This is a genomic window from Brevundimonas sp., assembly GCF_041919755.1.
GTDB lineage: Bacteria > Pseudomonadota > Alphaproteobacteria > Caulobacterales > Caulobacteraceae > Brevundimonas.
This window is the reverse complement of sequence record NZ_JAYRTD010000004.1, coordinates 118,257-132,039: the sequence shown is the minus strand read 5'-3', so window position 1 is coordinate 132,039 and position 13,783 is coordinate 118,257. Positions and strand designations below refer to the sequence as shown.

Here is a 13,783-nt window from a genome sequence, read left to right as displayed (position 1 = left end):
GCTTGGCCGAGAGACGCTATTTCGGGACCGACGGCATTCGGGGCCGCGCCAATACCCACCCCATGACGCCCGAGGTGGCTCTGCGCGTCGGCCTGGCGGCGGGGCGGATGTTCATGTCCTCGGACGACCGCCGGCATCTGGTGGTGATCGGCAAGGACACGCGCCTGTCCGGCTATATGATCGAGCCGGCGCTGGTCGCCGGCTTCTCCTCGGCGGGGATGGATGTCCTGACCTTCGGTCCCCTGCCGACGCCGGGCGTGGCCATGATGACCCGGTCGATGCGGGCCGATATCGGGGTGATGATCTCGGCCTCGCACAACGCCTATCTGGACAATGGCATCAAGCTGTTCGGGCCCGACGGCTACAAGCTGTCGGACCCGGTCGAGCTGAAGATCGAATCCATGATGGACGAGGCGCTGGATTCCGGCTTGGCCCCGCCGGACAGGCTGGGCCGCGTCAAGCGCATCGATGATGCCCAAGCCCGCTATGTCGAGATCGCCAAGGCCAGCTTCCCCAAGGGCCTGAGCCTGCAGGGTCTGCGTATCGCCGTCGATTGCGCCAATGGGGCGGGGTACAAGGTCGCGCCGACAACCTTGTATGAACTCGGGGCCGAGGTGGTTCGCGTGGGCGTCGAACCGAACGGCCTAAACATCAACGCCAACTGTGGCTCGACCCATCCCGAGACGCTGGCCAAGGCGGTCGTGGCGCATAAGGCGCATATCGGCATCGCCCTGGACGGCGACGCCGACCGGCTGATCGTCTGCGATGAAAAGGGCCAGGTGGTGGACGGCGATCAGATCATGGCCATGGTCGCCATCGACTGGGCGCGACGCGGCCTGCTGACCGGCGGCGGACTGGTCGCCACCGTCATGTCCAACCTGGGGCTGGAGCGGGCTCTGGCCGCCGAGGGTCTGACGTTGGAGCGCACGGGGGTCGGCGACCGCTATGTCATGGAGCGGATGCGCGAGGGCGGCTTCAACATCGGCGGCGAACAGTCCGGCCACATCATCCTGCATGACCACGCCACGACCGGTGACGGCCTGATGAGCGCGCTTCAGGTCCTGGCCGTCCTGATCGAATCCGGCCGCCCGATGAGCGAACTGGCCCGCCAGTTCGACCCTGTGCCGCAGTTGCTGGAAAACGTCCGTTTCAGCTCGGGCAAGCCGCTGCTGGACCCTGGCGTCAAGGCCGCCATCGCGGATGCCGAAGCGCGCCTCAGAGGCCAGGGCCGCCTGCTGGTCCGCCCCTCCGGCACCGAAAAACTGATCCGCGTCATGGCCGAGGGTGACGACGAGGCGCTGGTCAAGGCCGTGGTGGCGGATGTGGTCGCGGCGGTGAAGGCGGTGGGTTAGTTCTGGAGGGGGTCTGTTCCGAATCGGTTAGGCCCGACCGTTCCTCGTAGGCACAGCATCACAATCAGGCTGATCAGCCCGACCATGTAAGCCACGTTATTGAAGAAGAGCAGGAAGAACAGGGCCAGATTGGGCTCAGCAGCCTCAATCATGCCGGTCATCATGATCGGAAAGAAAACGACGCCGAAAATCAGAAACGGGACCGGCATCAGGCCCCACAGCGCTGACTTTCCTAGATCATGAAGGCGGCGGCTGACGGCGGCCGCCAGCAGCGCGACATACATCACAATGCTGACCCCCAAGACGGCAAAAAAGGCCGTGAAGTCCGGCATCAGGCCATAGCCCGAGACATCCACTTCTCTTGAATAGTAACCCGGTCCGCTTTCCACCGTCACGACTTCGGGGTGGGTCTCGGCAATCCGCATCGCCTCGGCCCAGAAGCTCGACATGGCCCAGAGCATGGCGACACCCATTACGACGAAGGTGAGAGCGACCGCGACGCCCGCATAGGGCCAGAACTGACTGCGTCGATCGCGTCCGGAAAACCGGGTCAGGCTGCGAAAGCCGCGGATGATCGGGTTGGTCATCGGTTCATCCCCCGTACCGATTCCACGGTCAGCACCACATCGTCCGGTGTGCCCAGCCCGCCGACCGGGCACCTCGCCGCATTGAACTCCAGATCATGGCAGATGCGGACCTCGCGCAGTCGGTTGCCGGAGGCGACGGCCACATAGACGGCGTCGCGGGGCAGGCCGGGGTTGGCCGCCACAAAGGCATCGCGCAGCTGGCCTGCGGTGGGTCCACGCGCACCCGGGGCCAGCATCGTCGGATCGGGGCGGTTCAGGCCGTCATAAAGCCGTGCGGCATCGGCGAAGTAGGCTTCCGGCGTGTCCCAGCCACAGGTGCCGTGCGCGGCCCATTCGTGTTGGATCAGATCGACCGAGGGCGTGCGGCACAGGTTGGCGCGGATAGTGGCCTCTGGCACCTGCGTTGCCGGGCGGCAGTAGCGGGGATAGGGCCGTCCGTCCGCATTGGGCCACAGGCCGTGCAGGGTCCAGCCGAAGCGATTTGTGCTGCCGCAAGCCAGATCGCCTTCACCATCGCCGCCATCCCTGCACGTCTCTGGCATCCAGGTAACGGCCAGCATGTGGAACAGGATGGTTCGGCCAGCCACGACCTCGTCCGGTCGTACCACTTCCATTTCGGGCAGGGCGATGCGCGCGGGCAGAATGCAGGTCTCGGGCCCCGCGGCCGCGGTGACGAGGGAGTCCGGGGTCGTATTCAGCCGCGCCTCGCACGATGCCACGGCCAGGCTGGCCAAAGCCAGCAGACCGGCCAAACCCATTCGTTTAATCACGTCGTCTCCGTCGTGGTCGCGGCCAGCGTCGCCGTCACATCCTCGATCCGTTTGCGGATATCGGGAACGGCGATGGTTTCCCAGAAGGCGGCTCTTGCCGGCGGTCCCAGGACCAGCAACCGGTCGTCCGGCACGCCGTCGGCATCCAGCACGCGCCCCTGCGCATCCAGGTCCAGCCCAAGCCCCAGGTCATCCAGCCTTGCCCTACCTGCGGCGATCAAAGGCCCGGTCAGATGATCCTTCGCGGGGTCATGCCCCGGCCCGGTGCAGTCGATCAGCCATCGGCCCGTGATCGGCGGCTGGTCCGGTCCGCGCCGGGGCCGCCAGTCCACGGTCACACGGTCCGCATCCTGATCGATCCGCCGGATGCGCCCCGCCACGATGGTCAGCCGACCTTCGGCCTCCAGCGCTTCCAGAGAGGCGGCGATAGTGTCGGCGATCCGGTGCCGATGCACGTCCCACCAGGGGCGCAGGTGCCGCACGAACCGCGCACGCAGATCGCTGTCCGCCGCCGCCCACAAGTCTGCGGTGAGGGGCCTCAGGCCCTCCATCACCGAGCGCCAGCCGCTCTCGTTCGCCATGCGCCGGGCCTCGGCCAGACGACGCGAGGCGGGAGCGAGTTTCAGCATGCTGGTGGGAGGGGCGGGGGCGTCCGGCAGTGCCTCATGAGCGCGGGGCTTCAGCCCTCGCCGAGACAGGGCCGTCGCCTTGCCTCTCCAGCCCCGCGCGACCAGCCACTGAACCACATCAACCATGGTCAGGCCGGTACCGACGATGATCACGTCGTCCTCGTCACCAATTCGGTCCAGCGCCCCGGCGGCCCAGGGATCGCCGATCAGCCGGCCCTCTATCTCATCCGGCGCAGCCGTCTTCGGGGCCGGGTTGCCGGTGGCCAGTACGGCCGCGTCAGCCTGGATGAGACGTCCATCGGCCAGTCGCACGCCAGCGTCTTCAACCGCTGCGGCCTCTCCGACGACGCGGGTGATTAGGCCCGGATGCGCTGCTTCGACACCCGCCAGCCGGTTCTGCACATAGAGACCATAAAGCCGTCGAGGTGCGAAGCGTTCGGGCGCGGCTTGGTCGGGATGATGGGCCTTCAGCCAGTCGACGAAATCGTCGGGCCGCCCCTCGACCGCGCTCATCCGGTTGGAGCGGACGTTCAGCAGATGTCCGTCGAACGGCGTCGAATAGGCGACACCCAGGCCGAAATCGCCACCCCTATCGATGACCGTCGATGCGATCCCGCTTTCGGCCAGCCGTGCCGCCAGCATGGCCCCCGAAAAGCCGCCGCCGACGATGGCGATGTGTCTGCCTGTCATGGCTCCCCCGAACCCGGCCAACCGCGGCTCAGATTTCCTGATTGTACGCGCCGATCTCGGAGTATTTGGCCAGTCGCGGCTTCACCTCGTCGTGGAACAGGGCGCGCATGTCGTCGGCCGAGCGCATACTCTCGACCACCACCACCAGTTCGGGCTTGTTGGACGAGGCGCGGACCAGGACCCATGACCCGTCGTCCAGATGCACGCGCACGCCGTTGACGGTGATGGCTTCGACGATCTTGCGGCCCAGAATTTCGCCGCCTGCATCGGCCAGGGCCTGATACTCGGCAACGATCCGCTCCAGCACCTCGTATTTCAGCTCATCGTCGCAGTGCGGCGACATGGTCAGGCTGGTCCAGGCGTCGGGCAGGGCAGCCTTCAGCTCGCTGAGCTTCTTGCCGGGGTTCCGATCCAGCATGGCCAGAACGGCACCGGCCGCCACGATGCCATCGTCATAGCCATGACCGAGGGGCGCATTGAAGAAGAAATGCCCCGACTTCTCGAACCCGGCCAGGGCCCCCAGTTCGGCGGTCTTGCGTTTGATATAGCTGTGGCCGGTCTTCCAGTAGACGGTTTCGGCACCATTGGCCTTCAGCACCTCATCGGTCTTGTAGAGGCCCGTCGATTTCACATCGACGACGAAGGTGGCGTTCGGATGCAGGGCGCTCAGATCGCGGCCCAGCATCAGGCCGATCTTGTCGGCGAAGATTTCCTCGCCCGTATCGTCCACCACGCCGCAGCGGTCGCCGTCGCCGTCGAAGCCCAGCGCCAGGTCGGCCCCGGTTTCGCGCACCCGCTCGGCCATCTGCATCAGCATGGCGTGGTCTTCGGGGTTTGGGTTGTATTTTGGGAAGGTGAAGTCCAGGCGGGTGTCCATCTCGATCACCTCGGCCCCCATCCGGCGCAGGGCCTCAGGCGCGAAAGCACCGGCCGTGCCGTTGCCGCAGGCCGCGACGACCTTGATCGGGCGCGTCAGTTTCACCTTGGACACGATGTCGGCGATATAGGCCTCGCGGAACCCCTCGACGCGAGTCAGCGAGCCGCCGCTGCGGCTAACGCCTTCGCCGTTCAGGACGATGTCCTTCAGACGCCCGATCTCGTCAGGACCAAAGGTCAGCGGCGGCTGAGCCCCCATCTTGACGCCGGTCCAGCCATTCTCGTTGTGGCTGGCGGTGACCATGGCCACGCACGGCGCATCCAGCTCGAACTGGGCGAAATAGGCCATGGGCGACAGGGCCAGGCCGATGTCCAGCACCTCCATGCCGCCTTCCAGCAGGCCGATGATCAGCGCCTGTTTCACCGACAGGGAGTAGGAGCGGAAGTCGTGGCCGACCACGATGCGCGGCGTCTGCCCGATCTCATGCACATAGGTGGCCAGGCCCAGACCCAGTGCCTGGATGCCCAGCAGGTTGATTTCCTTCTCCAGGATCCAGCGGGCGTCGTACTCCCGAAACCCCGTCGGCTTGACCAGGGGCGTCGTCTCATAGTCGGCCGTATTGGGTTTCAGATCCTGTCGGGGCTTGATCATCGTGTGGTCCTGATGCGTTTCGCCCCTGGTATAGACCGGCCGTCGGGACCGTCACAACGCGAGAGCGGCACAAGTGCTGCAAACCTTGACCGGTCTGTGGCCCCGGCCTACCCAAAACGGACCTGTTCGGAGAGTTTAATGCCCCGCCTGATCCTGCTGCGTCACGGCCAGAGCCAATGGAACCTGGAAAACCGCTTCACCGGATGGGTCGACGTCGACCTGACCGCCGAAGGAGAGGCTCAGGCTCGCAAGGGCGGCGAACTGATTGCCCAGGCCGGTTTCAACCCGACGGTGATGCTCACCTCGGTGCTGAAGCGCGCGACGCGGACCGGGGCGCTGGCGCTGGATGCGGCGGGCCTGAAGGACGTGCCGGTGGTCGAGGACTGGCGGCTGAACGAGCGTCACTACGGAGGCCTGACCGGTCTGGACAAGGCCGAGACTGCGGCCAAGCACGGCGAGGATCAGGTGAAGATCTGGCGGCGCAGCTATGACATCCCGCCGCCGCCTCTGGCTCCCGGCGGGGAGTGGGATTTTGCGGGCGATCCCCGCTATGCCGGCAAGGCCATTCCCGACACCGAAAGCCTGAAGACGACGCTGGACCGCGTCCTGCCCTACTGGAACGAGGCGATCGCGCCGCGACTGAAGGCGGGCGAGGACGTGCTGATCGCGGCGCACGGCAACTCCCTGCGGGCCATCGTCAAACATCTGTTCGCCGTGCCGGACGACCGGATCGTCGCCGTTGAAATTCCGACGGGCAATCCGCTGGAGATCGATCTGGACGCCGACCTGACCCCGGCCGCCGCGCGCTACCTGGATGCGGCGCGGGCGACCGAACTGCCGCCCCTTCCGGGACACGCATCATGACGGATGGCCCCAGCGAGGCCCAGGCCGCCTCCGACGACATCCGCTTCATGGGCCGCGCCATCGCCCTGGCGCGCGGAAACATGGGCAAGACCTGGCCCAATCCGTCGGTCGGCTGTGTCATCGTCAGGGACGGCGAAGTGGTGGCGGAGGCCGCGACGGCCGCGGGCGGGCGCCCTCATGCCGAGGAACAGGCCGTCCCCGCGGCGGGCGAAAAGGCGCACGGGGCCACCGCCTATGTGACGTTGGAGCCCTGCGGGGCGCGATCTTCGGGCCGCACGTCCTGTTCGCACTTTCTGATCGAGGCAGGCGTGGCGCGGGTCGTGATCGCCGCGGTCGATCCCTCGCCTTTCGCGTCAGGTCGAGGCGTCGAGCGGCTGAAGAAGGCCGGGCTGGAGGTCGAGACGGGCCTGCTGGCCGATCAGGCGGCCGTTCTGTACGAAGGCTATCTGCACAGGGTCGAGACCGGCCGTCCCATGGTCCGCATCAGCGCCGACGGAGACGGGTTCGACGCCCGCTTCGCCGCCTCGGCCAAGGCCGACCTGACCACCGAACTGAAGCGCCTGGGCGAGGCGGGCTACACCCGCGTCTGGGTGGGGCCGGGCGACCTGGCCGAGGCCCTGGCCGAACAGGGCCTTCTGACCGCCTGATCTTCGTTCCCTGCAAGGCTTCCTTAAAGCCTCGCCGTTAAGGATGAACGTCATGACGGGGGAAACCGCGAACACTGTCGCCAGAAGGCGCATCGAACAGGCCGAACTGGACGCCATCTGCGCCCGGCACGATCGGCTTTGGCAGGCCAAGCCGGGCGGGGCCCGCGCCGTCTTCGCCTGGATGGACCTGTCGGGTCTGGACCTCAGCGACCGTCATCTGGCCGACGCCGACTTCTCCGCCGCCTGCATGATCGGGGCGAACCTGTCCGGCTCGCGGCTGGACAATGCGGTTTTCTTCGGCACCGACATGCAGGACTGCAATCTGTCCGAGGCCAGCCTGCGGCGTGCCGATCTTCGCGGCGCCTGCCTGCGCGGCGCCGACCTGACCGGCGCCGATCTTTTCGAGGCCGACCTGCGCGAGGGCACCATCGCCTCTGCCGACGCCAAGATGGGATACCGGGTCATCGAGGCGCGCTCGCGCAACGAGACCCAGGCTCAGGGGGCCTGTCTGGCCGGGGCTAATCTGGAACGATCCAAGCTGACCGGCGTCGTCGCGGTTGCGGCCGACTTCTCTGATGCCATCATGAAGGACTGCAAGCTGGTCCGGGCCAATCTGAAACAGGCCAGCTTCCGAGGGGCGGATCTGGCCGGGGCCGATCTGTCCGGCGCGGACCTGTCAGGTGCCGATCTGCGCGACGCCATTCTGGTGGGCGTGAAATCGGCCATGTGGCGCACCGACGGGGCGGACATGTCCGGGGCCCTGACCGACACCAAGTCTGCGGGTGAGCCCGTCTCTCGCATGCCCGCCGCCAGCATGCTGGCCGAACACGCCCAGTGGTGCGAAAGCGGTGGCGCATCCGGTCAGCCGTCTGTGTTCGACGGGGTCGACCTGCGGGCCCTGCGGTCGATCACCGGCTACAATCTGACCGCGCTGTCGGCCAAGGGCGCCGTCTTCTATGGTCTGGACATGGAAGGAGTGCAGCTTCAGGGCGCGCATCTGGAGGGGGCCGATCTGCGCTCCGTCAATCTGAAGGGGGCCGACCTGCGGGGGGCCCGCCTGAAGAATGCGCGACTGAACGGCTCGGATATGCGCGGGGCGCAACTGGGCCCGCTAATGATTGCGGCGGATCGGCTGCTGCCGGCGGACCTGACTGGCGCGACCCTGCGCGGCGTCGATCTGTCGGGGGCCGACATGAAGCGGGCGGTGCTGACCGGCGCCGACCTCAGCAGAGCCCGCCTGCACGGGGCCTGCCTGCGTCAGGCCGAACTGACGGACGCCGATACCCACGGCACGCATGGACTGGAAGCGGCGATCAACGCCTGACACGAAAAAGGGGTGGCGCGAACGCCACCCCTTCTCTCAGCTCACACTGACGTCTGCAGTCAGGCGGCCTTGGTCTTTTTGCCTTCGATCAGGGCCTTGCCCGACCCGATCTCGATGCGGCGGGGCTTCAGCGCCTCGGGCAGTTCGCGGGCCAGCTCGATCGACAACAGGCCATTGACCAGGTCCGCACCCTTCACGACGACATAGTCGGCCAGCTGGAACCGGCGCTCGAAGTCGCGCTCGGCCAGGCCGCGATGCAGATAGGTGCGCTGCTCGACGTCGTCATTGGCGGTCTTGCGGCCCGTGACGGTGAGCAGGTTTTCCTTGACCTCCAGGTTCAGCTCTTCGGGCTTGAAGCCGGCCACGGCGATCTCGATGCGATAGGCGTTCTCGCCCGTCGTCTCGATGTTGTAGGGCGGCCAGCCGTTTTCCTGGCTGGTGCGCGCGGCGCTTTCCAGCAGGCTGGCCAGACGGTCGAAGCCGACGGCGGAACGATAGAGGGGGGTAAAGTCGACAGTACGCATGTCATCCTCCTGAGGATCAGCAAGGTTGAACCGTTCCCGCGTTTTCAAAGCCCGGAACGGCGGTTGGGGATCAGCCCGCACGGCCCGATGCTCGGCCCCGTTCGGTCTGGAGGACCCGAAATCGGCATCCTCGAGAGACAAGGTGGGAAACCGTTTTGCGGCGTCAAGGGGTCTGGAAAATGCGTCCTTCTGTCCTGACCAACGGATCGAGACTTGCCCCCGTTGGCAGGGGATGGTCAGGGTAGCGCCACTGCTCACCGCATCCGGAACCGACCCCATGCGCCTGCTCGCCCTCGCCGCCCTGACCGCCGTCGTCCTGCCCTCCACCGTGCTGGCCCAGGCCCTGCCCGCCATGCCGACCGCCAATGAGACTCCGGCGCAAAGAGCCGAGCGCCGCGCCGCCATGACCCCGCCCGTTGCTCAGGAAGACGCCGCGCTTCAGGCCGCCATCGGCTCCGACGCGCGTCCGGCCGCTGACGTGGCCCGCGACGCCTACCGTCACCCCTTCGAGACCCTGACCTTCTGGGGTCTGCGACCAGGCCTGACCGTGGTCGAGATCGAGCCGGGCCGCGCCGGCTGGTGGAGTCAGATCCTGCAGCCCTATGCCGAGGCGACCGGCGGTCGCTACGTCGCCGTCAACCGCCCGCTGGAAACCATGGGCGTCGAAGACGGTCAGGCCGACATGGTCATCGTCGCGCGCGCTTTTCACAACTGGCACCGGGCGGGTCGCACCGATGCCTATCTGGCGGCCTTCTTCAAGGCGCTGAAGCCCGGCGGCGTTCTGGCGGTCGAACAGCATCGTAGCTTCGATGGCCTGAACCCCGACCAAACCGCCCCGACCGGCTACATGCCCGAAAGCTGGGTGATCCGCGCGGCCCAGAACGCCGGCTTCGTCCTGGATGCCCGCAGCGAGCTGAACGCCAACGCCGCCGACGACCGCGATCATCCTTTCGGGGTCTGGACTCTGCCGCCCGTGCGTCGCTCCGAACAAGACGGCCGCACTCTGACGGCAGAGGAACGCGCCGCCTTCGACGCCATCGGCGAAAGCGACCGCATGACCCTGCGTTTCCGCAAGCCGGAATAGGCGCAGGTTTTGACCCTGATGGTGAACCTGTCTACTCCCGGACGGATCGTTTCCGACGGGAGGCTTGATGACTGAGGCGAGGACGAACGGCAGGCTTGTGATCTCTCGCCGATCCTGGCTGGCGGGCACGGCTGCGCTGGGTCTGACCGCCGTGGCGGGGTGTGGCCAAGAGGAGCCTTCGGCCCGCGATGCGGTGCCCGAAAGCCCGACCGGTCCACCCGAGGGATCTCTGGAATGGGCCATCGCGGGGCCCTGGCGCTCGGCCAGCGATCGGGCTCGGGACGCCGACCGGCACCCGATGGAGACTCTGCGCTTCTTCGGCCTTCAGCCGACCATGACCATCGTCGACTTCTGGCCGGGCAGCGGCTGGTACACCGAAATTCTCGCCCCCTATCTGGCCGAGGGTGAGGGCCAATACATAGCCGCCGGTTTCCAGACCGGCCCGCTGACCGACCCGGCCCAGAGCCAGCTGATGGCGGCCTTCGAACAGCGCTTCACCACTGACAAGAGGCTTTACGGCGAGATCGTCCTCAGCGCCTTCGGCCCGACCTCCGGCCCTGTGGCCGAAGCCGGGACGGCCGACATGGTCCTGTTCATGCGCTACATCCATGCCTGGATGGCGGCGGGCATTGCCGAAAAGGCCTTTGCCGATGCCTTCGCGGCGCTGAAGCCCGGCGGCATCCTGGGCGTCGAGCAACACCGCCTGGGCCCCGAGCAGGATCAGGACCCCGCCGCCGCCAGCGGCTATGTGCAGGAGGCCTTCGTCAAACAACTGGCTGCCGAGGCCGGTTTCGCCTTCGTCGCGGCGTCGGAGATCAATGCCAATCCGGACGACGACACCGACCACCCCTTCGGCGTCGAGACCCTGGCTCCCTTGCGGCTGACCGCTCCGCGCGGTGAGCCTGCCGATCCCGAGTTCGACCGAACCGAATACGATGCCATCGGCGAGAGCGATCGCATGACCTTGAAGTTCAGGAAACCCGAGTGACCGATACGACCGCCTTCACCGCCGATGCGCCCCTGATGGGGGTTCCGGGTGCTGCGCCTCCGCCCGGCGGCAAGGGCGAATGGTTTCGCGGGGCCGGGGGGCTTCGGCTCCGCGCTGCCTTCTGGACACCCTCGAGCCTCGTTGCGTCCAAGCCCCTCGGCACGGTTGTGGTCAGCCCGGGCCGGACAGAACCGATCGAGAAATACTATGAGGTCATAGGCAACTTTCTGGCTCGGGGCTGGTGTGTTCTGGCGCATGACTGGCGCGGCCAAGGCCTTTCGGCTCGCCTGCTGCCAGATCGGCTGAAGGGTCACGCCCGCGCCGTCGAGGAGTTTCTCGACGACTATGACCGCCTTCTCGACGCGTTCGAAAACCGCGCCCCCAAGCCCTGGATTATGGTCGGTCACTCCATGGGGGGCGTGCTGAACCTCTTGAGCCTGGAACAGGGTGAGACCCGCTTTGCCGGAGCGGTCCTGTCGGGCCCCATGCTGCGCATCAAGACCGGCAAGCGAGCCATGTGGTCGGTCAAGCTGGCCGTGCGCTGGAACCTGCGCCATGGGCGGGCCGGGGAATATGTGCTGGACGATGCCGACGACCCCTTCGATCACACATTTGAAAAGGACGCCCTCACCACGGACGAGGCCCGCTATGACCAGTGGCGACAGCAACTCTATGCCTGCCCGCATCTGGCCGTCGGCGGCCCGACCTGGGGCTGGCTGGCGTTCGGACTGACTGTGGGCGAACGCGCGCTGAAGACGGGGGCGTTGAGGTCCGTGCGGATCCCGGTCTGCATCGTTCAGGCCTCGGACGATGACAGGGTCTGGAAACAGAGCAGCCAGTGGGCCGCCCGGCGCATACCGCGCGGCCGCTATGTCGAGGTGCCGGGGGCCAAGCATGAGGTCATCATGGAAACCGACGACAAGCGGGCGGTTTTTCTGGACGAGTTCGACGTGATGGCCGCGACCGTCACGCCGGAAAACGGCACGACGCCGGCCTAGAGCGCCGCGCGCCTGAGGGTCACCAAAGCCTGCTCGCGGATCGACACATCCCCGACAGCCAGAATCTGGCCATTGCCGTCGGGCGCCTCGCCCCGCCAGTTGGTCACTGCCCCGCCCGCCGATTCGACAATGGGTACCAGGGCCGACCAGTCCCAGACCTTCAGACTGGTCTCGGCCACCAGATCGATCCGCCCCGCCGCGATCATGGCATAGGCATAGGCGTCGCACCCCAGCCGGGCCAGACGCGCCGCCGCCCGCACCTGGGTCCAGGCCCCCTGCTCGGCCCCGGTGAAGATGTCTGGGTCGGTCGTGGCGATCACCGCCTCGGTCAGGTGCGGGCAGGGGCGCACCTTGAGTGCCTGTGAATGGGTGCCTTTCAGCAGGTGCGCGCCAGAGGGGCCGCCGACGAAAATCTCGTCCAGATATGGCTGGCCGATGATCCCGACCGCCGGCTGTCCCGCCACACGCAGGCCGATCAGATTGGTCCACAGCGGCAGGCCGGCGATGAAGGCGCGCGTGCCGTCGATGGGATCCAGCACCCAGACATGCTCGGCGTCAGGCCGGTCCTCGCCATACTCCTCGCCGATCACGCCGTGGTCGGGATAGCGGTCGGCGATCATCCGGCGTAGCGCCACCTCCGCCTCGCGGTCGGCCTGGGTCACCGGATCGAATGCGCCCGGCCCGCCTTTGTCGACCTGCTCATAATCGCCCCGAAAGAACGGCAGGCTGACCCTTGCCGCTTCCCGGGCCAGATCGATGGCGAAAAGTTCGTGTTCGGTCATGGGAGCCGTGAGGTAGGGGAGTAGGGAGTAGTGAGTATTAGATCAGGAAGCGTCTGATGTCGGCGATTATCCAGACGCGATCGCTCGCCGGGCCTTGAAGCCTACTACCTACTCCCTCAGGCCGCCTCGCCGTCGTGGAGCGACTTGGCGAGGTCCAGCAGGCGACGGCGAGGGCGCTCGTCCAGTTGATAATAGGCCTGGATCAGGTCGAGGGTTTCCTTCCTGGAAAACATCTCGCCGCCCTGACCGGCGCTGCCTCCCCGTTCCATGGCCTCTTCCAGACCGTCGTAGAAGTAGCTCACCGGCGATTCCAGCGCCTCGGCCAACTGCCACAGGCGGGCCGCGGAGATGCGGTTTGCCCCGCACTCGTATTTTTGGATCTGTTGAAAGCGGATGCCGACCTGGTGGGCCAGCTGTTGCTGGGTCAGCCCCAGCAGGCGACGCCGACGACGAAGGCGGCGGCCGAGATGAAGATCGATGTCAGTAGCCATATGCCCGTTCCCTGCAACTGTCCCGATGCGGGACAACTCGCCTGTCACGGCGCAAGGGGCATGCCGCGCTCTCGCGCAGGGGGAATGCGGCGAAAATCGGGGCTGGCTGAGGGTGGAGTTTGGGCACCCACGCAACCTGATTGTCGCATGCGCATTTACTGCGCGAGCTTCGCTTTGGAAGAGAGGGACTACACTATGGGTATCATTGGATGGATCATCATCGGCATCGTCGCCGGCTGGCTGGCTGAAAAGGTCATGGGTCGTAGCCACGGCCTGATCACCAACCTGATCGTCGGCATCGTCGGCGCTATCTTGGGTGGCTGGATTTCGGGCACTTTCCTTGGAGTCGACATTGGCGGCTTCAACTTGGTCACCCTGATCGTCGCGTTCCTGGGTGCCTGCCTGCTGCTGTTCCTGCTGGGCCTGGTCAAGCGCCGCGCATGATCTTCGGATCAGTAGAATAGAAGAAGGCGGCTCCAATCGGAGCCGCCTTTTTTTTGTGCCTGGGCCATCGCCGGATCACCA

At 66.5% G+C, this 13,783-nt stretch carries 15 protein-coding genes; 8 read left to right on the top strand and 7 right to left on the bottom strand.

What is annotated here, in order from left to right; all coding sequences use genetic code 11:
• Positions 1–2 precede the first annotated feature (2 nt).
• On the top strand, positions 3–1,352 hold the full coding sequence (gene glmM / locus ACE3TH_RS07310) for a phosphoglucosamine mutase (protein ID WP_374598796.1): 1,350 nt from the start codon (positions 3–5) through the stop codon (positions 1,350–1,352).
• Here glmM and ACE3TH_RS07305 read toward each other — a convergent pair.
• The 4 genes from ACE3TH_RS07305 to ACE3TH_RS07290 are packed head-to-tail and all read right to left on the bottom strand — an operon-like array spanning position 1,349 to position 5,556.
• Complete coding sequence (locus tag ACE3TH_RS07305) at positions 1,349–1,939, bottom strand: DUF805 domain-containing protein (RefSeq protein WP_374598794.1); 591 nt, start codon at positions 1,937–1,939, stop codon at positions 1,349–1,351. The two genes, glmM and ACE3TH_RS07305, sit on opposite strands and share 4 nt — an antisense overlap.
• A complete protein-coding gene (locus tag ACE3TH_RS07300; protein WP_374598792.1) occupies positions 1,936–2,697 on the bottom strand; it encodes a ribonuclease T in 762 nt (253 codons plus the stop codon). Before ACE3TH_RS07300 ends, ACE3TH_RS07305 begins: the two co-directional genes overlap by 4 nt.
• Positions 2,698–2,705: 8 nt before the next feature.
• Positions 2,706–4,028, bottom strand: coding sequence for an FAD/NAD(P)-binding protein (locus tag ACE3TH_RS07295; protein WP_374598790.1), 1,323 nt, complete (start codon positions 4,026–4,028; stop codon positions 2,706–2,708).
• Between the two features lie 28 nt (positions 4,029–4,056).
• Positions 4,057–5,556: a phosphomannomutase/phosphoglucomutase gene (locus ACE3TH_RS07290; protein WP_374598788.1), complete on the bottom strand. Its 1,500-nt coding sequence runs from the start codon at positions 5,554–5,556 to the stop codon at positions 4,057–4,059.
• 138 nt (positions 5,557–5,694) lie between these two features.
• On the opposite strand from ACE3TH_RS07290, the gene gpmA reads away from it, so the two are divergent.
• From gpmA to ACE3TH_RS07275, 3 genes are read left to right on the top strand one after another with little or no spacing between them, the layout of a single operon-like run.
• Positions 5,695–6,420, top strand: coding sequence for a 2,3-diphosphoglycerate-dependent phosphoglycerate mutase (gene gpmA, locus ACE3TH_RS07285; protein WP_374598786.1), 726 nt, complete (start codon positions 5,695–5,697; stop codon positions 6,418–6,420).
• Positions 6,417–7,067 (top strand): bifunctional diaminohydroxyphosphoribosylaminopyrimidine deaminase/5-amino-6-(5-phosphoribosylamino)uracil reductase RibD, encoded by a 651-nt coding sequence (ribD, locus tag ACE3TH_RS07280; RefSeq protein ID WP_374598784.1) that lies wholly within the window; start codon positions 6,417–6,419, stop codon positions 7,065–7,067. The genes gpmA and ribD overlap by 4 nt, the downstream gene beginning before the upstream one ends.
• Before the next feature lie 52 nt (positions 7,068–7,119).
• Positions 7,120–8,391 carry a pentapeptide repeat-containing protein gene (locus ACE3TH_RS07275; protein WP_374598782.1) on the top strand — a complete coding sequence of 424 codons (1,272 nt, stop codon included), beginning with the start codon at positions 7,120–7,122 and terminating at the stop codon, positions 8,389–8,391.
• A 59-nt stretch (positions 8,392–8,450) separates the two neighbouring features.
• On the opposite strand, the gene ACE3TH_RS07270 is transcribed toward ACE3TH_RS07275, so the two are convergent.
• Positions 8,451–8,915 (bottom strand): Hsp20 family protein, encoded by a 465-nt coding sequence (locus tag ACE3TH_RS07270; RefSeq protein ID WP_296168522.1) that lies wholly within the window; start codon positions 8,913–8,915, stop codon positions 8,451–8,453.
• 277 nt (positions 8,916–9,192) lie between these two features.
• Between ACE3TH_RS07270 and ACE3TH_RS07265 the strand changes: the two genes are divergently transcribed.
• The 3 genes from ACE3TH_RS07265 (at position 9,193) to ACE3TH_RS07255 (ending at position 11,985) form a co-directional block, all read left to right on the top strand.
• Complete coding sequence (locus tag ACE3TH_RS07265; protein ID WP_374598780.1) at positions 9,193–9,999, top strand: class I SAM-dependent methyltransferase; 807 nt, start codon at positions 9,193–9,195, stop codon at positions 9,997–9,999.
• A gap of 97 nt (positions 10,000–10,096) precedes the next feature.
• Positions 10,097–10,987 carry a class I SAM-dependent methyltransferase gene (locus ACE3TH_RS07260; protein ID WP_374598778.1) on the top strand — a complete coding sequence of 297 codons (891 nt, stop codon included), beginning with the start codon at positions 10,097–10,099 and terminating at the stop codon, positions 10,985–10,987.
• Complete coding sequence (locus ACE3TH_RS07255) at positions 10,984–11,985, top strand: alpha/beta fold hydrolase (protein ID WP_374598776.1); 1,002 nt, start codon at positions 10,984–10,986, stop codon at positions 11,983–11,985. Before ACE3TH_RS07260 ends, ACE3TH_RS07255 begins: the two co-directional genes overlap by 4 nt.
• Here ACE3TH_RS07255 and hisN read toward each other — a convergent pair.
• Both hisN and ACE3TH_RS07245 read right to left on the bottom strand, forming a co-directional pair.
• Entirely contained in the window at positions 11,982–12,767 is a 786-nt protein-coding gene (gene hisN / locus ACE3TH_RS07250; protein WP_374598774.1) for a histidinol-phosphatase, read from the bottom strand. The two genes, ACE3TH_RS07255 and hisN, sit on opposite strands and share 4 nt — an antisense overlap.
• A gap of 116 nt (positions 12,768–12,883) precedes the next feature.
• A complete protein-coding gene (locus ACE3TH_RS07245; RefSeq protein WP_292171057.1) occupies positions 12,884–13,258 on the bottom strand; it encodes a helix-turn-helix domain-containing protein in 375 nt (124 codons plus the stop codon).
• Between the two features lie 147 nt (positions 13,259–13,405).
• Between ACE3TH_RS07245 and ACE3TH_RS07240 the strand changes: the two genes are divergently transcribed.
• Positions 13,406–13,702: a GlsB/YeaQ/YmgE family stress response membrane protein gene (locus tag ACE3TH_RS07240; protein ID WP_374598772.1), complete on the top strand. Its 297-nt coding sequence runs from the start codon at positions 13,406–13,408 to the stop codon at positions 13,700–13,702.
• Positions 13,703–13,783: the final 81 nt, after the last annotated feature.